Origin of the sequence: Tsukamurella hominis, from assembly GCF_965137015.1 — a bacterium.
Taxonomy (GTDB): Bacteria; Actinomycetota; Actinomycetes; order Mycobacteriales; family Mycobacteriaceae; genus Tsukamurella; species Tsukamurella hominis.
Window position 1 is genome coordinate 22,144 of the sequence record NZ_CBCRZG010000011.1, and the last position, 18,147, is coordinate 40,290.

Consider the following 18,147-nt stretch of genomic DNA (forward strand, 5'->3'; position numbering starts at 1 on the left):
GGCCCATTCACTGCGTGAAGAACGTCGTCAGCACACGGGCCATGGATTCAGGGGCGACGACGTGTCCCTGCCCGTCCAGCGTGTGTCGTCCGGCCTGAGGGATGACAGCGGCTATCGCGCTCGCGGCGCGGACGAAGAAGTCGGTCGGCATGCCCGCCAGCTGGGGCTGGGTGATCGACCCCTCGGTGGTCACCAGGACCGACTGCGTGATGCGGGTGAGTCGGTCAGTGGGGATCGTGTAGTCATTGAGGACCACGGCGTCCTTGACGAGCGTGTGGGCGAGCACGACGGACGAGGTCCAGAGCGGGTGTTGCTTGCTGGCCGCGATGTCCGCGTCGGGTCCGCCGGTCAATGTCATGAACAGTTCCAGGAGCTCCTCATCCCGGCCGGCTTCGTACGCCTCGCGGGTGTCCGCGAGGTACTGATCGAACCTCGGCCGCAGGTCGTCTCCGATCGCGTACGGCACGTCCCACACCGCGATCTTGTCGATCGCCGACCCTGCCGCAGCTGCCTCCAGCACGAGAGCACCGCCAGATGACGAGCCGTACACATGAGCTGAGCCGCCGGCCATCGCAATCAGCGCGTCGAGGTCTTCCACCTCACGCGCGAGTGCGTACGGCGACGCATCGCCGCTGGCTCCCCGGCCGCGTCGTGCGTAGTTGTAGACCGTGAAATGGTCGGCAAGGGACCTGGCCAGCGGCGCGTTCTCAGTGCCGTCGTCCAGGGTGCCGCCGACGAGGATCACCGCCGGGCCAGCGCCTGTCCGGTCGTAGGCGATTCTCGTACCGTCGACGGACGTCACACGAAGTGTCATCTCGTTCATTGCTTCTCTCCTCTTATCGATGCGCGGTCGTCACCGTCGGAGCATCGGGAGTTCCGGGCTTGGCACCGGTGGTGGCGTTGGCTGAGCGTTCTAGTCAAACTTGATTACTAGCTCAGAGTGCACCTCGAGGACCATCTAGTCAAGCTTGATTAGGAGCTCTTCTTGAGGTGATCAGGGACCGTTCGCCACGACCCCGGATCATCAGCCATGATGTAGGCACCCTCAGAGAGGCGTCCGCTCAGGCTCTTCGCCCACTCCAGTTCGGTGCGTGCGTGCCCCGCCCACAGGTCGGCCTGCTCGCGGACGTGCTCCGGGGTGTCCCGATTGGGGTGCTTCCGCCACTCGGCCTGCGCTACGAGCTCTGCTTCCAGGCGCGCGACCCGCTCGCCGACTTGCGCGATGGCATCTGACCTGGTCAGCATGGGCAACATCGCAATCGCCGCGTTGAGCATGTCCGCGTCGTGGGTGCGCCGCAGACCGTCGCGGACCATGTCGACCATCTCGTCACGTCCCCGCGCTGTCACGCGGTACAGGACTCTCTCCGGCCCGGAATTGCCCGGCTCGGCGTGTTCGGTGAGGAGGCCATCAGCCGCCGCCTTCTTGAGCGCGTGATACACCGAGCCGGGATTGATCTTGGCCCACGTCTCCGCACCCCAGCTCTGCAGTTCGGACCGCACCTGGTAACCATGCGCGCCGCCGGAGAGGTGCACGATGCCGAGTACCAAGAGCTTCGTCGCCGACATGCGCCCACCTTCGCTCAACCTGCTCGGACTCGCTCCGTGCTGCTCAATGAGTTCAATCGCCTCAGCAGCCAGCGCAAGCGCTGCCTGCGCTCGGTTCACTCGTTCTTAGGCTCAAGCATATGAGCATCCCCGTACTGGCCGCGATGAGCACGCCGATCCCGATGTGAGGCTGACCGTGCCTGGTCAACGCGGCGTGCGCTGACACGTCGGGCAGAAGTGGGAGCCGCGGTTCATGAAGGACTCACGCCGCATGATGGTGCCGCACCGACGGCAGGGTTCGCCGTCGCGGCCGTAGGCGTCGAGGCTGCGGGAGAAGTACCCGGACTGCCCGTTCACGTTGACGTACAGCGAGTCGAAGCTGGTGCCGCCCTGGTCGAGAGCCTGCCGCATCACGTCGGTGGCGTCGTCGATGAGCCGCCCCAGCGCGGGCTTGGTGAGGGCGGAAGCGCGACGGCGGCCGTGCACGCCGGAGCGCCACAGGGCCTCGTCGGCGTAGATGTTGCCCACGCCGGACATCACGGTCTGATCGAGCAGCACCCGCTTGACCTCGGTGTCCTTGCGCTTCATCCGGGCGATGACCGCGTCGCGATCGAACAAGGGGTCCAAGGGATCCCGGGCGATGTGCGCGACGGACGCGGGCACGAGCGTGCCGGCGACCTCTTCGAGCGGGTCGACGGCCCAGCCGCCGAAGGTGCGCTGGTCGACGAACCGGAGCACGGCACCGTCGGACAACCCGGCCCGGATGCGCAGGTGCCGGTCGTCGCCCGGCCCGACGAGCATCTGTCCGCTCATGCCGAGATGCACGACGATCGCGGCGTCCGCGGGGGCGCCGCCGCGCGCGAGCGGCAGCCACAAGAACTTGCCGCGACGCTCCGCGGATTCGACGTCGGCGCCGGTGATCTGGCCGATCATGTCCGCCTCGCCGGCGACATGCCGCCGCGCGGCGCGGGGGTGGAGCACCTCCACGGAAGTGACGCCGCGGCCCACCAGGTGATCGACGAGGCCGCGGCGGACGACCTCGACCTCGGGCAGCTCGGGCATTAGGCCGACTCGGGCGCCTGTTCGGCGTCGCTCGCCGCCGCCGAACTATCATCAGAAGTCTCGGAGTCGTTCACGTCCAACGACTTCCACGCTGCCGCGGCGGCCTTCTGCTCGGCCTCCTTCTTGGTGCGGCCCACGCCCTCGCCGAGGTCGCTGGAGTCCACGACCGCGACGGCGGTGAACTCCTTGTCGTGGTCCGGCCCCGTCGACGTGATGCGGTACGCCGGCGCGCCGAGATCCCGCTCCGCGGCGAGCTCCTGCAGCGACGTCTTCCAGTCCAACCCGGCACCCATCGACGACGAAGCCGTCAGCAGCGGCAGGAACAGCCGGAGCACCACCTCGCGGGCGGTGTCGATGCCGTGCTCGATGTGCACGGCCCCGAGCAGGGCCTCCATCCCGTCGGCGAGGATCGAATCCTTGTCGCGGCCGCCGGTGAGCTCTTCGCCGCGGCCCAGGTACAGGTGGGCGCCGAGGCCGCCCTCCCCCAGCCCGCGCGCGACGCGCGCGAGGGCGTGCATGTTGACCACGCTGGCGCGGATCTTCGCGAGCTCGCCTTCGGGCTTGTCCGGGTGGGTCACGTAGAGCCACTCGGTCACGGAGATGCCGAGCACGCTGTCGCCGAGGAACTCGAGCCGCTCGTTGGTGGGCAGCCCGCCGGCCTCGTAGGCGTAGGAGCGGTGCGTCAGCGCCAGGGTGAGCAGCTCGTCGTCGAGACCGACGCCCAGGGCTTCCAGCAGCGGGGCGCGGTCCGTGGCGGGCGGCGCAGGGAGGCGCTTGCTCACTTGCCGTCGGCCTCGCCCTCGGTGGCGAACTTCGCGAGCCCGGCCCACCGGGGGTCGATCTGCTCGTGGTGGTGGTCGGCCGGCAGGTCGGCCAGCTTCTCGCCGCAGCCCTGGCACAGGCCCTTGCAGTCGTCGGAGCAGACGGGGTCGAGGGCCAGCTCCATGCCGACCGCGTCGATGATGGCCTGCTCGAGGTCGATCATGTCGTCCTCGATGCGGTACATCTCGTCGTCGTCGGTGGTCTTCGCGGTCTCGCTGCCCGGGTAGGCGTACAGCTCCGTCACGAAGACGTTGAGCGCGCCCGACAGCGGGTCGAGACACCGGGCGCACTGGCCCGCGGTGTTCGCGCTCACGGTGCCGGTCACGAGGACCCCCTCGGACACGGCCTGCACCTGGAGGTCGAGATCGACCTCCTCACCGGACTCGATGGCGATCAGGTCGACGCCGACGCGCTCGGGTGCGGCGACCGTGCGGTGCACCTGCGCAGAGGTACCAGGCCGACGCCCGAAGGCGCGGACGTCGAGTACGTACGGCTTACCGGCCGGCTGTCGCACGGCGGCATTGGGTTCGTTCACAACAATCCTCGGGAACTCGTCAGGTCAAGCCAAACACCCGATTGTACGTCAATCGGGCTACCGCGCGTCGACCCGCGACTCTGCGAACTCCTCGAGGTAGCCGTCGGTGGCGCCGTGATCGCTGTAGTCGTGCACGCCGGCGGCGGTGCGCAGCTGCTGGCGGCCGCGGTTCACCGACCGCATCGTGGCGCCCAGCACCTCCTCGAACTGCGAGAGCTTGGTGTCGACGTACACGTCGCACTCCCCGCGCAAGCGGTCCGACTCGGCGTGCGCCGCGTCGATGATCCGGTCGGACTCGCCCTTGGCGGCGGCCACGACCTCGGTCTCGGCGACGAGGCGCTCCTGCTCGGTGATGCCCTCGGCGACGGACCGCTGGTACGCAGCGTTGCCGTCGGCGACCAGGCGCTCGGCCTCCGCGCGGGCGCGTCCGGTGACGGCCTCGTACTCGCGCTGGGCGCCGCGTCGGATCCGCTCGTCCTCCGCGCGGGCCTCGGCGACCAGGCCGGTGGCGTGCTGGTGCGCCTCGGCGACCATGCGGTCCGCCTGGGCCTTCGCGTCCGCGAGGAGGCGGTCGGCCTCGGCGCGGGAGCGGCTCAGGGTGGCGTCGGCCTCGGAGTTGGCCTGGGTCACCGTGGTGTCGTAGTGGGTGCGCGCCTCGCTGATCAGGCGGTCCTTCTGATCGAGCACGTCCTGCGCGTCGTCGAGGTCGGCTGGGAAGGCGTCGCGGATGTCGTCGAGGAGCTCGAGCACATCACCGCGGGGTACGAGGCACCCGGCGGTCATGGGGACGCTGCGCGCCTCCTCCAGGATGGCGCCCAGCTCGTCCAGTGCTTCGAATACGCGGTACATACACCCATTGTGACGGGTGGGACCGGTGTTTCGCCGTAACGCCGTCGCCGCGTGTCGAGTCGAGTCGTGAAAACGGCTGATTCCTGACCTACGAAGCCCGATCCGGCCTCGTACCGCAGAATTCGGCCGATTTCACGACAGCTTGGCGCTCAGGGCGGTCTGCACGTTGGGCGGGATCAGGGCGGAGACGTCGCCGCCCAGCTTCGCGACCTCCTTGACCAGCGAGCTCGACACGTACGAGTACTGCGGCGCGGTGGTGAGGAAGGCGGTCTCGACGTCGGTGAGGTGCATGTTCATCCCGGCCATCGGCAGCTCGTAGTCGAAGTCCGTCGAGTTGCGCAAGCCCTTGAGGATGCACGCGACGCCCTCCTGCCGGGCGTAGTCCACGAGCAGGCCCGTCCACCGATCGACGGTGACGCCGGGCAGGTCCGCGACGTTCTCCTCGATCAGCGCGATCCGCTCGTCGATGGAGAACATGCCCTGCTTGTTGGGGTTCACGACGACGGTGATCACCAGCTCGTCGAAGATCCGCGCGGCCCGGCGGAAGATGTCCAGGTGGCCGTTGGTCATGGGGTCGAACGATCCGGGGCAGCACGCCTTGCTCATGCCCGGTCATCCTGCCAGACGGCGATCTCCACGCGGGTCTCCCCGTAGTCGCGCGTCAGGTCGAGCTCGAAGCCCTCGGGCCACGTCGCCGTGGGCGTCCGCGCGGAGCGCTCCACGATCACGTGAGCGCCCGGCGCCAGCCATCCCGCGGTCAGCGCGGTGAGGTCGCCGTCGACGGTGTCCGCCGGCACGTCGTAGGGCGGGTCCAGGAAGACGAGGTCGTACGGCTCGGCCGGGAGGTCGAGGTACGCCCGCACGGCCCGACGGTGCGCCGTCGCCCCCGGCAGCCCGACGGCGCGCGCGTTCTGGTTGATCACCGCGACCGCCTTGGCGTCGGCGTCCACGAGCACGGCGCGGGCGGCGCCGCGGGAGAGCGCCTCGAAGCCGAGGGCCCCCGATCCCGCGTAGAGGTCGAGGACCGCCAGATCGTCGAAGTCGAGGCGCGATTGCAGCGCGCTGAACAGCGCCTCGCGGACGCGATCCGACGTGGGCCGAGTGCCGCGGGGCGGCACCGCGAGCCTGCGCCCGCGTGCCGCCCCGGCGATGATCCTGGTCACCGCACCACTCTAGTCACGCCGGTCAGCTCGCCTTGGCGAGCTTCGCCTCCTCGATCTGCGCGAGGCGCGTGGCGTCGGTGTCCGGGCCGGGCACCTCGGTGCCGCGGATCGAGCAGCCCTTCGTCTCCTGCAGGAAGGGCAGCGCGATGAGGCCGACCACGCAGGCCCCCATCATGTAGAAGGCCGGGAACTGGAGCCAGCCGGTGTTCTCCACCACCGCGTCGTTCACCAGCGGAGCGGTACCACCGAAGGCGGCGGTCGCCACGTTGTAGGAGATCGCGAAGCCCGCGTAGCGCACCTGAGTGGGGAACATCGCCGGGAAGGTTGCGGTGATGGTGGACAGCTGCGGGATGTACAGCAGACCGAGCACCACGAATCCGAGGATGGCCCAGCCGAATCCCTGGCCCATCAACCAGAACATGGGCCACGCCATGACCAGCAGTCCGATGAGCGAGAACCACCACATCGGCTTGCGGCCCGTGCGGTCCGAGAGGGCGCCGAAGAACGGAATGCACAGCGCCATCAGCACCTGGCCGATCAGCATCAGGATCGACGAGTCGGACTCGGTCATCCCGATCGAACCCTGCAGGTAGGTGGGCATGTACGCGATCAGCGTGTAGTTCGCGATATTGAGGGCGATGACCAGGCCGAACATGATCATGATGGGGCGCTTGTAGTCACGCACCAGCGACACGAAGCGCTGCCAGGCGGAGCCCTGCTTCTCCTGCTCGTCGGCCATCTCCTCGAACACCGGGGTGTCGTCGAGCTGGTGCCGCAGGTACCAGCCCACGAAACCCAGTGGGATCGCAACGAAGAACGGGATGCGCCAACCCCAGTCGTACATCTCGTCGCGCGTGAGCAGCTGCTGCAGGAGCAGCACGAACGCGGTGCCGCCCGCGAAACCGCACATGGTGCCGAACTCCAGGAAGCTGCCGTAGCGGCCGCGCTTGTTGTCCGGGGAGTACTCCGCCATGAAGGTCGCGGCGCCGCCGTACTCACCACCGGTCGAGAAGCCCTGCACGACACGCAGGCCGATGAGCAGCACCGGCGCGAGGACGCCGACCTGGGCGTGCGTCGGCAGGACGCCGATCAACGCCGTGGATCCTGCCATCAGCAGGATGGTGGTGGCCAGCACCACCTTCCGGCCCAGCCGGTCGCCGAGCGGTCCCCAGACGAAGCCGCCGAGCGGGCGGAGCGCGAACGACACGGCGAATCCGAGCAGCGTGCCCAGCGTGCCGAGGGTCCCCGGGAAGAACGCCTGCGTCAGGTAGGCGGTGGTCGCGGCGTAGACGCCGTAGTCGAACCATTCGGTGAAGTTACCCATCGCCGATGCCGCGATGGCCTTGTGCAGCTTGCTCTTGCGCTGCTGTTCGGTCTCCTGCAGTCCCGCCACCGAGAGCGGGGACGATACGGAGGGCATTTTTGAGTTATCAGGCATGCAGATCAGCCCCTGGCGTTGGTCACCGTGCGGACCGGGCTTGCCTGTGGCTAGACACTGCTGGGCCCACCGGACGTGTGATTACCGCGCATTCGACGTTAACAGAGTCAACGATCTCTTCTTGTGTGGACGGTTCACCTGGTGGACACTGTCCGGCATCCTCGCTGGTAACCCGGTGTTCGCCGCCCGGGAACCGGACTGCGGCATCGTTTCCGCAATGCCCCTCAGTGATTCGCAGTTCTCGCGTCGTTCGCTCCTCAAGGCCGGCACCGCCGGCGCCCTCCTGATCCCGGCCGGCTCACTGCTCTCGGCCTGCGGCACCTCGTCGGACGGCGCGGCGGCCTCGTCGTCGCCCGGCGTGGTCCGGGGCCGCCCGTCGCTCACGCACGGCATCGCGTCCGGCGATCCCCGCACCGACGGCGCGCTGGTCTGGGCGCGGTCGGACGCGCCCGCGCGGATGATCATCGAGACGGCCTCGTCAGAGTCCTTCAGCAACCCGCGCCGTTTCGAGGGGCCGCAGCTGAACCCGTCGTCCGACGGCGCCGGGCGGTTCCGCATCACGGGTCTCGAACCCGGCCAGACGGTGCACTATCGCGTCACCCTCGAGGGCGAGAACGGCGCGACATCCGAGCCGGTGGCCGGCACGTTCCGGACGGCACCGTCGGCGAACGGGAACGTGAGCTTCGCCTGGTCGGGCGACGTGGTCGGCCAGGGATGGGGCATCAACCGCGACGGCGGCATGGCGATCATGGGCGCCATCGCCGACGCGCGGCCCGACTTCTTCCTGCACTCGGGCGACGCGATCTACGCCGACAACCCCGTGCCGGAGACCCAGAAGCAGAACGACGGCAACACGTACCGCAACGTCACGGCCGAGGCCAAGAACCAGGTGGCGCAGACGCTCGACCAGTTCCGCGGCAACTACGCCTACAACCTCACCGACGAGCACTACAAGCGGTTCGCGGCGAACGTGCCCCAGCTGATCCAGTGGGACGACCACGAGGTGGTCAACAACTGGTTCCCGGGCGAGAGCCTGGCGGGGCAGAACCGCAAGGGCTACACCGAGACCGACGTGAACAAGCTCGCGGACTTCGCCTACCAGGCGTGGCGCGAGTGGCAGCCGGTGCAGCCCACGGAGGCCGCCGACGGGCGCCTGTACCGCAAGATCTCCTACGGCCCGCTCCTCGACGTCTTCGTGCTCGACATGCGCAGCTACAAGGACCCGAACCCCAACGCGTGGGCCACGTCCAACGACGCCGGCATCCTCGGCGACAAGCAGACCCAGTGGCTCATCGACGGCCTCACCTCGTCGAAGGCGGTGTGGAAGGTGGTCGCGAACGACCTGCCGCTGAGCATCGTCGTCCCCGACGCCGCCACGAACCCCAAGGACGGCGGCCCGAAGTCGATGGAGGCCGTCGCGCAGGGCGACAACGGCGCGCCCCTGGGCCGCGAGATCGCCTTCTCGCGCATCCTCTCCCGCACCAAGGACGTGAACAACGTCGTGTACCTGACCGCCGACGTGCACTACACCGCGGCGATCTCGTACCACCCGGACAAGGCGGCCTTCCAGGACTTCTCGCCGTTCTGGGAGTTCGTGTCCGGCCCGCTCAACGCAGGCGCGTTCCCACAGAGCCCGCTCGACGGGACCTTCGGCGCGCAGTACGAGTTCGTGCACGCCCCCGACAAGGCGAACGTCTCCCCCGCCGAGGGCTTCCAGCACTTCGGGCACGTCACCATCGACGGCGGCACCCGGGCGCTGACGGTGCACCTGCGCGACGCCAAGGGCGCCTCGCTCTACGCCAAGGAGCTCGCTCCGGCGTAGTCCTGCGCGCCCGCGTAGCGGAAGCGCTGGGCGGGGTGATCGGCGGCGAGCCGGTCACCCTGCCCGAACAGCTTGTGTCGCAGCGTTCCCGGCACGTACTCGGTCGGGTACACGCCGCGTCGGCGCAGCTCCGGGACGATGAACTCGACGATGTCCTCGAAGGTGCCGGGCGTGATCGCGTAGGCCAGGTTGAAGCCGTCGACGTCGGTCTCCTCGACCCACTCCTGCAACTCGTCGGCCACCCGCTCGGCGGAGCCGACGAGCACGGGGCCCATGCCGCCGATGCGGCCCCACTTGCCGATGTCCTCCACGGTCCAGTCCTTGCCCGACGGATCCGCCTGCTGGAAGTTGGAGACGGCCGAGATGATGGCGTTGGACTTGACGTCGCCCACCGGATCGCTGGGGTCGTAGGCGCCCAGGTCGACGCCCATCCACCCGGACATGAAGACCAGCGAGCCCTCGATGCTGGCGTAGCGGTGGTACTCCTCGAGTTTCGCCTGCGCCTTCGCCTCGGTCTCGTCCGTGACGATGGTGAGCAGCGTGTAGACCTTGGCCGAGTACGGGTCGCGGCCGTTCGCGACGAGGCCCTCGCGGATCGTGCGCACGACCTTCTTCAGGATGGCCTTGGTGGGCGCCGCCACGAAGATCGCCTCGGCGTTGCCGGTCGCGAACGCCAGCCCGCGCGGCGACGCCCCGGCCTGGTAGATCACGGGCGAGCGCTGCGGCGAGGGCTCGCCGACGTGGATGCCGGGTACGTCGAAGTACTTGCCGTGGTGGTTGATCGGGTGCACCTTCGACGGATCCGTGAACACGCCGCTCTCCCGGTCGCGGATCACCGCGTCGTCCTCCCAGGAGCCCTCCCACAGCTTGTAGAGCACCTCGAGGTACTCGTCGGCGTGGTCGTAGCGCTCGTCGTGCTGCAGCTGGTCGAGTTGCCCCATGTTCTTCGCCGCCGACGGCAGGTACCCCGTCACCACGTTCCAGCCGATCCGGCCGTTCGTGAGGTGGTCGAGCGTGGTCAGCCTGCGGGCGAAGGGGAAGGGGTGCTCGAAGCCGGTGCCGGCGGTGATGCCGATGCCGAGGTGCTCCGTCGCGCCCGCGATGGCCGAGGCCAGCAGGATCGGATCCGACACGGGGACCTGCGCCGCGTGCTTGATGGCGGCGTCGCCGTTGCCGTTGTAGGAGTCGTAGATGCCCAGGACGTCGGCGATGAAGATGCCGTCGAAGGTGCCGCGCTCCAACAGCTTCGCCAGGTCCGTCCAGTAGCTCAGCTCCTTGTAGCGGTGCGACTGGTCCTTCGGGTGCCGCCACAGGCCCGGGGACTGGTGGGCGACGCAGTTCATGTCGAAGGCGTTGAAACGGATCTGACGGCTCATGGAGGCCGACGCTAGGCGGCGCGCCCGCGCCCGCCCAGGCTTGCGCTCAGCGTGACGCGAGGGCCGCCCCGCCGGCCTGCGCGAGGGTACTGCGCACCGTCAGGCCAGGTTGAGCTGCCAGGACACGCCGAACCGGTCCCCCACCCAGGCGAAGGCGGTGGAGAAGCCGTACTCGCCCAGTGGCATGTAGGTCTTCCCGCCCGCGCCGAGCGCCTCGGTGAGACGCTCCAGTTCCTCGCGGTCGTCGCAGTCCACGAACAGCGACGTCGACGGGGTGAAGTCGAAGGCGTGGTCGACGGAGCTGTCGCTGATCAGCACGTGCTCGCCCTTGATCACCAGCTCGGCGAGCTGGATTCCGTGCTGCGGGTCCGCGTGCGGCACCGAGCTCAGGACCGCCCCGTCGAAGGTCGCGACGTACAGGTCGATCGCCTGCGCGGCGACCGCGCCCTGGAACATGAGGAACGGACGAATCATGGTCATGCGGCGAGCCTACGTCCGGCGCGCGCCGTAGGGTGCGGGCATGACATCGGTGGTCGTGGTGGGCAGCGTGAACCTGGACGCGATCACGGTGTGCGAGCGGTTCCCGCAGCCGGGCGAGACGGTGACGGGTGTCTCGGTCGCCTTCGGGCAGGGCGGCAAGGGCGCGAATCAGGCCCGGTCGGCGGCGCGGTCGGGCGCGGCGACCGTCTTCGTCGGCGCGGTGGGCGAGGACGACGCCGCGGGCACGGTGCTGGACTCCCTCGCGAGCGCGGGGGTGGACGTCTCCCGCGTCGCGCGCACGCCTGGCAGCACCGGCTTCGCGAACGTCACCGTCGACGGTTCCGGGGAGAACCACATCGTGGTCGTGCCCGGCGCGAACGCCGCGGTCCGCGTGGACGACGCGGCGCGCGCGGCGATCGCCGACGCGGACGTGCTGCTCCTGCAGCTCGAGATCCCGCTCCCCGCGGTCGTCGACGCCGCCCGCGCCGCGCGCGAGGCCGGCACCGTCGTCCTGCTCAATCCCTCGCCCGTGCAGCCCCTCCCCGACGAGCTCGTCGAGCTCCTCGACGGCGTGATCGTCAACCGGGACGAGGAGAAGGCGCTCGCCGAGGTCGTGGGGCGCGTGCCGCACGTCGTCACCACCCTTGGCGGCGACGGTGCCCGAGCGACCGGACCCGACGGCACCGTCGACGCCCCGGGCTTCGCGGTCGACGTCGTGGACACCACCGGGGCCGGCGACGCCTTCGCCGGCGCGCTCGCGGCGCACTGGGACCTGCCACCCGCCGAACGGCTGCGCCGCGCCAACGCGGCCGGCGCCCTCACCGCCACCGCCGCCGGCGCGGCGGCCGCCCCCACCGCCGACGAGGTCAACGCCTTCCTCGCCAACCAGGAGACCGCCCGATGACGATCACCGTCCACGACGTGCCCGGCGTCGGCCCGTACGCCCTGACCACCGGGCCGGACGGGGCACTGTGGTTCACGCTCGTCGGGAGCGGCGAGATCGGGCGGTACGACACCGCCACCGGTCAGACGGTGCGGTATCCCGTCGGCCCGGACACCGGCCCCACGATCATCACGACCGGGCCCGACGGCGCGCTCTGGTTCACCGAGTACCGCTCCCACCGCCTCGGCCGGATCACCGTCGACGGGGAGGTCTCGCACGTCGACCTCCCGCCCGAGTGCGGGCCGTTCGGCCTGGCGACGGGGTCCGACGGTGCGCTGTGGTTCACCGCGACCGCCACGAACCGGATCGGTCGGGTCACCGTCGAGGGAACGGTCACCGAGTTCGACCTGCCGATCCCTGGGGCCTTCCCCTCCGCGATCGCCGCCGGCCCGGACGGCGCGCTGTGGTTCCCGCTCAACCAGGCCGACGCGATCGGCCGGATCGACACCACCGGGACGGTCTCGGTGTTCGCCCTGGACTCCCCCGGCTGCGCGCCGGTCGGCATCGTCGCAGGGCCGGACGGGGCACTGTGGTTCGTCGAGATCGGGGCGGGCCGGATCGGCCGGATCACGCCCGACGGTGCCGCCACGCACTACCCGCTCCCCGACGCCGCGTCCCGCCCGCACGGGATCTGCGCCGGGCCCGACGGTCGCATGTGGTTCACCGAGTGGGCCGGCAACGCCCTCGGCTCCATCGACGCCGAGGGACGAATCCACAGGTACGAGCTGCCCGTGCCGGGCTCCGAGCCCCACGGCATCGCCCTCGGACCCGACGGTGCGCTGTGGGCCGCGTTGGAGGCCGGTTCGCTCGCTCGACTGGCCCCACCACAGCTCTGATGTGACCCATCTCACATTGACCCGGCTCGCTGGGGATACCCCGGGGTTCCGCTGACCGATTCCGAAGCGCGGGTGACTTCCGCATTGCCGGTTGTTAGCGTCGAAAGTGATGAGCCCGTCTCACAAGAGCGATCCCACTGCCCCCGCAAAAACGGGGGTCACCACCCGTTGCCCGTCGATCGACGATGGAATACGACTGTGGGAGATCGCCCGGGACACCGAGGTTCTCGATCTCAATTCGACGTACGCGTACACGCTGTTGTGCCGTGACTTCGCCGATTCGTCGATCGTCGCCGAGCACGGTGGCGCCGTCGCCGGTTTCGTCACGGGGTACCGCCGTCCCGACCGCCCGGACACCCTGTTCGTGTGGCAGGTGGCGGTGGATGCCGCCCATCGGGGCCACGGCATCGCCTCGCGTATGCTCATCGATCTGTTGGATCATCTTGCGGTGAGGGGCGTTTCACGCCTGGAGACCACGATCACCGCGTCCAACACGGCGTCCCAGGAGCTCTTCGGCTCCGTGGCGAAGAAGCGCCGTTCCACCCTCACGGTGCGCGATCTGTTCGCCTCGCACCACATCTCCCCCACTGAATCCGACCCCCACGAGCCCGAGCAGCTGTACATCATCGACCCCGCCTGACCCGGCGGGGCCGCTGCCGGCCCACTAGGAGGATCACCATGTCCACCCTGACCGACGAGAACACCAGCACCGCAGATTTCGAGCAGCCCTCGATCTTCAGCACCCGCGAGTCGGAGGTGCGCAGCTACTCGCGCGGTTGGCCTGCCGTCTTCGATCGCGCCGAGGGTTCATGGCTCATCGATCGCGACGGCCGCCGCTACCTCGACTTCTTCGCGGGCGCCGGTGCCCTCAACTACGGGCACAACCACCCCAAGCTGAAGCAGGCCCTGGTGGAGTACATCTCCGAGGGCCACATCACGCACTCGCTCGACATGTCGACCGTGGCGAAGGGCGAGTTCCTGCAGACCTTCGAGGACAAGATCCTGGGGCCCCGCGGCCTGGATTACAAGGTCCAGTTCCCCGGCCCCACCGGCACCAACACGGTGGAGGCGGCGCTGAAGCTGGCCCGTAAGGTCAAGGGCCGCGAGTCGATCATCAACTTCACCAACGCCTTCCACGGCATGACGCTGGGCGCGCTGTCGGTGACCGGCAACTCGATGAAGCGCGGCGGCGCCGGCATCCCGCTGGTGCACGCCACGCCGATGCCCTTCGACAACTACTTCGACGGCGTGGCACCGGACTTCCAGTGGTTCGAGGCCGTGCTCGCCGACTCCGGCTCGGGCCTGAACAAGCCGGCCGGCGTCATCGTCGAGACCGTCCAGGGCGAGGGCGGCGTCAACGTCGCGCGCGCCGAGTGGCTGCGCGCACTGGCCGACCTGTGCGAGCGGCACGACATGCTGCTCATCGTGGACGACGTCCAGATGGGTTGCGGCCGTACGGGTCCGTTCTTCTCCTTCGAGGAGGCCGGGATCACGCCGGACATCGTGACGCTGTCGAAGTCGATCGGCGGGTACGGCCTGCCGATGGCGCTCACGCTGATGAAGCCCGAGCTCGACGTCTGGGGTCCCGGCGAGCACAACGGCACCTTCCGCGGCAACAACCCCGCGTTCGTCACCGCCAAGCACGCGATCGACGAGTTCTGGTCGGACGACGTGCTCGAGAAGGAGACGCTCCGCAAGGGCGCCCACATCGAGAAGCGCTTCGACGAGCTGTGCGCCGAGTTCCCCGAGCAGCTCAGCCACCGCGGCCGCGGCCTGGTGCAGGGCCTGGTCTTCGCCGACGCCGACAAGGCGGGCGCGGTCTGCGCCGCCGCCTACCAGCAGGGCCTGCTCGCGGAGACGTCCGGCCCGTCGGACGAGGTGGTCAAGCTCCTTCCGGCGCTCACCATCACCGACTCCGAGCTCGATCTCGGCCTCGACATCCTCGCCACCGCGACCCGAAAGGCACTGTCCGCATGATCGTCCGCACCACCGATGAGATCACCGGCACCGAGCGCGACGTCGCCGCCGGGAACTGGCGCAGCAAGCGCATCGTGCTCGGCGGCGACCGGGTCGGCTTCTCCTTCCACGAGACCGTGATCGAGCCCGGCACCGTCAACGAGTTCCACTACGCCAACCACGTCGAGGCCGTATGGCTCGTGGAGGGCGAGGGCACGCTCCTGGACCGGGAGACCGGCGTCGAGTACCCGCTCGCCCCCGGCACCATGTACCTGCTGGACGGCAACGAGCGGCACACCGTCACCACGAGGACCCGCATGCGCATGCTGTGCGTCTTCAACCCGCCCGTCGTCGGCACCGAGGTGCACGACGAGAACGGCGTCTACCCCCTGGTCGCCGTCGACTGACACCCCTCAGCAATTGAACGACGTTATGGAGAGTAAAACCCCAGGTCGGGTTCTCCATAACGTCGTTCAATTGCGTTAGAGGGTGAGGGCGAGGGCGCAGACGGCGAGGACGACCACTGCGGTGATCGCGTCGATGCGGCCGGGACCGGCGGCGCGCACGACGAGGCGGCCGGTGCCGCCGCGGGCGGCGATGGCCTCCCCCATCTCGGTCGCGCGGCGCAGGGAGACGACCATGGCGGCGACGCAGAGGTCGACCAGATCCGCACGGCGCGAACGCTTCACTGCGGGCGGCGGCTGGAGCCGGCGCGCCGCCGACAGCGTCCGGAACTCGTCGATCATCAACGGGAACGTGCGCAGCGCCAACGCGAGCGTGACGGCCCACTCGTCCACCGGAATCCGCAACCGGCGCAAGGGCCCGCACAGCCGCGCGACGGCGGGCGCCACATCGGCCGGATCGGTGGTCCACGCGATGAGCGCGCCGGCCTCGAGCAGCACCAACCCCAGCAGGATCACGCGCAGCAGGTTGAGCAGGCCGCCCAGGCCCACCGTGGCGCCGGCGACGTCCACGTGGGGCGCACCGCCGCTCGCCGCCATCAGGCAGCCGCCGATCAGCACCACCACGAGCACCCACCGCGGCACGGACGGTAGGACCGAGAGCGGGATCCTGGCCGAGGCCGCGGCCAGGACGAGCAGCGCGGCGAGCAGCCCGATCACCGGCCAACTCGGGTCGACCGTGAGCACGACGGAGATCGCCGCCACCGCCAACAGTTTCGTGCCGGCCCAGAGGTCGTGCAGGTAGGAGCGCTGCGGCAGCGGCCGCAGCACCAACGACGTCGCCCGGCTCATGCCACCTCCTCCGCGTCGATCGCGCCACGCGCGAGGTGGACGGTCCGGTCGCACAGCCGGTCGAGGTGGTCGACGTCGTGCGAGATGATCACCATCGCCTGGCCGCCGTCGCGGATCCCGACCAACAGCTCGACCAGTTCGCGCTGCGACGGCAGGTCCAGCCCGGCGAGCGGCTCGTCGAGGATGAGCAGCCGCGGTGCCCTCGCGAGCAGGCCCGCGAGCGCCACCCGGCGGAGCTGGCCGCCGCTGAGCCGGTCGACGAGAAGCTCCGCCGTCGCTGCGGGGAGGCCGACGGAGGCGAGCGCCCGGGCGATCGCGGTGGCGTCGTCGCCGCGGAGGCCGGCCAGCGCGGCGAGAGCGTCGCCGGCGGTCCCGCGCACTAGCTGCAGGCGCGCCGCCTGCAGCGCGAGCGCCACCGCGCCGACGTGCTCGGCGACGGGCGCACCGTCGAGGTCGCAGGTGCCGGCGGTCGGCTCGAGGAGCCCGGCCATCACCCAGGCGAGCGTCGACTTGCCCGACCCGTTGCCGCCGCAGAGCAGCACCGCCTCGCCCTCGCGCACGGCGAGGTCGACGCCGCGGAGCGCGGTGCGCCGCCAGGGCGTTCCGGTGTCGTACTCGTAGTGCACGCCGCGCAGCACGAGCAGCGGCGCGCCGAGGGCGGGGCGGACGCGCCCGCCCTCGGTGGACGCGGGAGGGGCGGCACGCTGCGCGCTCCCGAGGTCGACGGTGCGGTCCGCTCCGGCCGCCTCCTCCGGGTAGTGGGTGATGTTCACCAGGCCGAGGTCGTGCTGCCGGGTCAGGCCGCCCAGTAGTGCCATCAGATCCTCGCGGCCGTCCCGGTCCACCATGGTGGTGACCTCGTCGGCGACGACGAGCGCGGGCCGCCGGGCCAGCGCGGCCGCGACCGCGAGGCGCTGCGCCTCCCCGCCCGAGAGGCCGGAGGTGTCCCGGTCCCCCATACCGCCGAGCCCGACCTCCGCGAGCAGACCGTCGACGTCGACCTCCACCCCGTCCGGCAGGCCCCAGACGACGTCGTCGGCGACGCGGATCCCGAGCACCTGACTGTCCGCGTGCTGCAGGACGAGGGCCGTTCCACCGACCCGGCCGAGCCCCACGGCGCCGGGTCGGTCGACGATGCCGGCCGTCGGCGGGAGCCCGGCCAGCACGCGCATGAGCGTCGATTTACCGGTGCCGTTGGCGCCGGTCACCGCGACGTGATCGCCGGGTTCCACGCCGAAGGAGACGCCCGAGAGCGTGTCCTGCCGGGCCTCCGGGTAACGGAAGGCGACGTCCTGCAGCCGCATCGGCAGCGGGCGGGGCGCACCGTCCTCGGACTCGCGGGGGAAGAGGTCGCGCGGCGCCGCGCTGGTGGCCCGGACCCGGCGGAGCACCGGGGTGAGGATGCGCCAGGCGAAGGAGCAGCCGATCACCACGATGAGCCAGACCGACACCCACACGAAGACCTGCCAGTGCTGCAGCCCGAAGGCCGCGAGACGCTGCAGCGCCGCCCCCGGTCCGGCGCCGCCCGGGAGCGGCAGCAGGAGCGCGCCCAGGCCGCGCACGTTCGCGGCGACGGCGCCGAGCACCACCGTGCGGATCTCGGCGAACACCGCGAGGAAGGCGAGGACCGCGGTCGCGACCACGACGCCCCACAGGGCGGCGACGCCGAGCATGACGCCGCGCCCGCGGCCCCGTCGGCGCACCTGACCGCAGATCACGCCCATGTACACGCACGTCCATGCGGAGACCAGGCCGCCGAAGCCCGCGAGCAGGAAGGCCACCGTCCCGGAGGCCATCGTCGTGGCGACCGCGACCCGGGCGCGGTGGTGGAAAGCCAGCACGCCCATGGGAACGGCGCCGGCCCAGGCGAAGACGACGGCGCCCGGGACGACCATCGAGAGCACCGCGATCGCCGACATGAGGGCGGCCGTGACCGCGGCGTGCGCGAGCTCGACGGGCCGCAGCGGGCCCGACTCGGTTTCCGACATCGAATCACCCTATCCGCGACCGCACATATCGGTGGGGCGACGGGCCCGTCCGATTCAGTGCGCCGGGCGCGCGCATGGA

The 18,147-nt window shown here is 70.2% G+C and carries 19 protein-coding genes; 6 read left to right on the forward strand and 13 right to left on the reverse strand.

What is annotated here, in order from left to right:
• Positions 1-7: 7 nt before the first annotated feature.
• The 9 genes from ACM9LD_RS14695 to ACM9LD_RS14735 all read right to left on the reverse strand — a co-directional run bounded on the left by ACM9LD_RS14695 (position 8) and on the right by ACM9LD_RS14735 (position 7,396).
• Positions 8-823 (reverse strand): alpha/beta fold hydrolase, encoded by an 816-nt coding sequence (locus tag ACM9LD_RS14695; RefSeq protein ID WP_415677364.1) that lies wholly within the window; start codon positions 821-823, stop codon positions 8-10.
• A 149-nt stretch (positions 824-972) separates the two neighbouring features.
• Positions 973-1,566, reverse strand: coding sequence for a PadR family transcriptional regulator (locus tag ACM9LD_RS14700; RefSeq protein WP_415677365.1), 594 nt, complete (start codon positions 1,564-1,566; stop codon positions 973-975).
• 183 nt (positions 1,567-1,749) lie between these two features.
• Entirely contained in the window at positions 1,750-2,607 is an 858-nt protein-coding gene (gene mutM / locus ACM9LD_RS14705; RefSeq protein WP_415677366.1) for a bifunctional DNA-formamidopyrimidine glycosylase/DNA-(apurinic or apyrimidinic site) lyase, read from the reverse strand.
• The gene (gene rnc / locus ACM9LD_RS14710; RefSeq protein ID WP_415677367.1) at positions 2,607-3,389 is read right to left on the reverse strand and encodes a ribonuclease III; all 783 of its coding nucleotides are present in this window, start codon (positions 3,387-3,389) and stop codon (positions 2,607-2,609) included. Before rnc ends, mutM begins: the two co-directional genes overlap by 1 nt.
• Complete coding sequence (locus tag ACM9LD_RS14715) at positions 3,386-3,964, reverse strand: YceD family protein (protein ID WP_415677368.1); 579 nt, start codon at positions 3,962-3,964, stop codon at positions 3,386-3,388. The genes rnc and ACM9LD_RS14715 overlap by 4 nt, the downstream gene beginning before the upstream one ends.
• Before the next feature lie 57 nt (positions 3,965-4,021).
• Positions 4,022-4,813, reverse strand: coding sequence for a DivIVA domain-containing protein (locus tag ACM9LD_RS14720; RefSeq protein WP_415677369.1), 792 nt, complete (start codon positions 4,811-4,813; stop codon positions 4,022-4,024).
• A gap of 132 nt (positions 4,814-4,945) precedes the next feature.
• The gene (coaD, locus tag ACM9LD_RS14725) at positions 4,946-5,419 is read right to left on the reverse strand and encodes a pantetheine-phosphate adenylyltransferase (protein ID WP_068742524.1); all 474 of its coding nucleotides are present in this window, start codon (positions 5,417-5,419) and stop codon (positions 4,946-4,948) included.
• Positions 5,416-5,976: a 16S rRNA (guanine(966)-N(2))-methyltransferase RsmD gene (gene rsmD, locus ACM9LD_RS14730; RefSeq protein WP_415677370.1), complete on the reverse strand. Its 561-nt coding sequence runs from the start codon at positions 5,974-5,976 to the stop codon at positions 5,416-5,418. Before rsmD ends, coaD begins: the two co-directional genes overlap by 4 nt.
• 22 nt (positions 5,977-5,998) lie before the next feature.
• Positions 5,999-7,396, reverse strand: a complete 1,398-nt coding sequence (locus ACM9LD_RS14735; RefSeq protein ID WP_415677371.1) for an MFS transporter — start codon at positions 7,394-7,396, stop codon at positions 5,999-6,001.
• Positions 7,397-7,631: 235 nt separating this feature from the next.
• On the opposite strand from ACM9LD_RS14735, the gene ACM9LD_RS14740 reads away from it, so the two are divergent.
• The gene (locus tag ACM9LD_RS14740; RefSeq protein ID WP_415677372.1) at positions 7,632-9,236 is read left to right on the forward strand and encodes an alkaline phosphatase D family protein; all 1,605 of its coding nucleotides are present in this window, start codon (positions 7,632-7,634) and stop codon (positions 9,234-9,236) included.
• Here ACM9LD_RS14740 and ACM9LD_RS14745 read toward each other — a convergent pair.
• A complete protein-coding gene (locus ACM9LD_RS14745) occupies positions 9,209-10,612 on the reverse strand; it encodes an LLM class flavin-dependent oxidoreductase (protein ID WP_224646153.1) in 1,404 nt (467 codons plus the stop codon). The genes ACM9LD_RS14740 and ACM9LD_RS14745 overlap by 28 nt on opposite strands.
• Before the next feature lie 99 nt (positions 10,613-10,711).
• Positions 10,712-11,092, reverse strand: a complete 381-nt coding sequence (locus ACM9LD_RS14750) for a VOC family protein (RefSeq protein WP_224646152.1) — start codon at positions 11,090-11,092, stop codon at positions 10,712-10,714.
• A 40-nt stretch (positions 11,093-11,132) separates the two neighbouring features.
• On the opposite strand from ACM9LD_RS14750, the gene ACM9LD_RS14755 reads away from it, so the two are divergent.
• From ACM9LD_RS14755 to ACM9LD_RS14775, 5 genes are all read left to right on the forward strand, one after another.
• Complete coding sequence (locus ACM9LD_RS14755) at positions 11,133-11,996, forward strand: PfkB family carbohydrate kinase (RefSeq protein ID WP_415677373.1); 864 nt, start codon at positions 11,133-11,135, stop codon at positions 11,994-11,996.
• The gene (locus ACM9LD_RS14760; protein WP_415677374.1) at positions 11,993-12,871 is read left to right on the forward strand and encodes a Vgb family protein; all 879 of its coding nucleotides are present in this window, start codon (positions 11,993-11,995) and stop codon (positions 12,869-12,871) included. The genes ACM9LD_RS14755 and ACM9LD_RS14760 overlap by 4 nt, the downstream gene beginning before the upstream one ends.
• 109 nt (positions 12,872-12,980) lie before the next feature.
• Entirely contained in the window at positions 12,981-13,511 is a 531-nt protein-coding gene (gene ectA / locus ACM9LD_RS14765; protein WP_415677375.1) for a diaminobutyrate acetyltransferase, read from the forward strand.
• 38 nt (positions 13,512-13,549) lie between these two features.
• Positions 13,550-14,848, forward strand: a complete 1,299-nt coding sequence (gene ectB, locus ACM9LD_RS14770) for a diaminobutyrate--2-oxoglutarate transaminase (protein ID WP_415677376.1) — start codon at positions 13,550-13,552, stop codon at positions 14,846-14,848.
• Positions 14,845-15,234: an ectoine synthase gene (locus tag ACM9LD_RS14775; protein WP_224646148.1), complete on the forward strand. Its 390-nt coding sequence runs from the start codon at positions 14,845-14,847 to the stop codon at positions 15,232-15,234. The genes ectB and ACM9LD_RS14775 overlap by 4 nt, the downstream gene beginning before the upstream one ends.
• A gap of 75 nt (positions 15,235-15,309) precedes the next feature.
• Here the strand turns inward: ACM9LD_RS14775 and ACM9LD_RS14780 are convergent, their stop codons facing one another.
• Both ACM9LD_RS14780 and ACM9LD_RS14785 read right to left on the reverse strand, forming a co-directional pair.
• Positions 15,310-16,080 carry an energy-coupling factor transporter transmembrane component T family protein gene (locus tag ACM9LD_RS14780; protein WP_415677377.1) on the reverse strand — a complete coding sequence of 257 codons (771 nt, stop codon included), beginning with the start codon at positions 16,078-16,080 and terminating at the stop codon, positions 15,310-15,312.
• The gene (locus ACM9LD_RS14785) at positions 16,077-18,068 is read right to left on the reverse strand and encodes an ATP-binding cassette domain-containing protein (protein ID WP_415677378.1); all 1,992 of its coding nucleotides are present in this window, start codon (positions 18,066-18,068) and stop codon (positions 16,077-16,079) included. Before ACM9LD_RS14785 ends, ACM9LD_RS14780 begins: the two co-directional genes overlap by 4 nt.
• Positions 18,069-18,147: the final 79 nt, after the last annotated feature.

Excerpts from the sequence above, each read along its gene's own strand:
- ACM9LD_RS14735 (WP_415677371.1), bottom strand. The coding sequence starts at position 7,396 with ATGCCCTCCGTATCGTCCCCGCTCTCGGTGGCGGGACTGCAGGAGACC.
- ectA (WP_415677375.1), top strand. The coding sequence starts at position 12,981 with ATGAGCCCGTCTCACAAGAGCGATCCCACTGCCCCCGCAAAAACGGGG.
- ACM9LD_RS14745 (WP_224646153.1), bottom strand. The coding sequence starts at position 10,612 with ATGAGCCGTCAGATCCGTTTCAACGCCTTCGACATGAACTGCGTCGCC.
- ACM9LD_RS14720 (WP_415677369.1), bottom strand. The coding sequence starts at position 4,813 with ATGTACCGCGTATTCGAAGCACTGGACGAGCTGGGCGCCATCCTGGAG.
- ACM9LD_RS14780 (WP_415677377.1), bottom strand. The coding sequence starts at position 16,080 with ATGAGCCGGGCGACGTCGTTGGTGCTGCGGCCGCTGCCGCAGCGCTCC.
- coaD (WP_068742524.1), bottom strand. The coding sequence starts at position 5,419 with ATGAGCAAGGCGTGCTGCCCCGGATCGTTCGACCCCATGACCAACGGC.
- ACM9LD_RS14750 (WP_224646152.1), bottom strand. The coding sequence starts at position 11,092 with ATGACCATGATTCGTCCGTTCCTCATGTTCCAGGGCGCGGTCGCCGCG.
- ACM9LD_RS14740 (WP_415677372.1), top strand. The coding sequence starts at position 7,632 with ATGCCCCTCAGTGATTCGCAGTTCTCGCGTCGTTCGCTCCTCAAGGCC.
- ACM9LD_RS14695 (WP_415677364.1), bottom strand. The coding sequence starts at position 823 with ATGAACGAGATGACACTTCGTGTGACGTCCGTCGACGGTACGAGAATC.
- ectB (WP_415677376.1), top strand. The coding sequence starts at position 13,550 with ATGTCCACCCTGACCGACGAGAACACCAGCACCGCAGATTTCGAGCAG.
- mutM (WP_415677366.1), bottom strand. The coding sequence starts at position 2,607 with ATGCCCGAGCTGCCCGAGGTCGAGGTCGTCCGCCGCGGCCTCGTCGAT.
- ACM9LD_RS14760 (WP_415677374.1), top strand. The coding sequence starts at position 11,993 with ATGACGATCACCGTCCACGACGTGCCCGGCGTCGGCCCGTACGCCCTG.
- ACM9LD_RS14785 (WP_415677378.1), bottom strand. The coding sequence starts at position 18,068 with ATGTCGGAAACCGAGTCGGGCCCGCTGCGGCCCGTCGAGCTCGCGCAC.
- ACM9LD_RS14700 (WP_415677365.1), bottom strand. The coding sequence starts at position 1,566 with ATGTCGGCGACGAAGCTCTTGGTACTCGGCATCGTGCACCTCTCCGGC.
- ACM9LD_RS14755 (WP_415677373.1), top strand. The coding sequence starts at position 11,133 with ATGACATCGGTGGTCGTGGTGGGCAGCGTGAACCTGGACGCGATCACG.
- ACM9LD_RS14775 (WP_224646148.1), top strand. The coding sequence starts at position 14,845 with ATGATCGTCCGCACCACCGATGAGATCACCGGCACCGAGCGCGACGTC.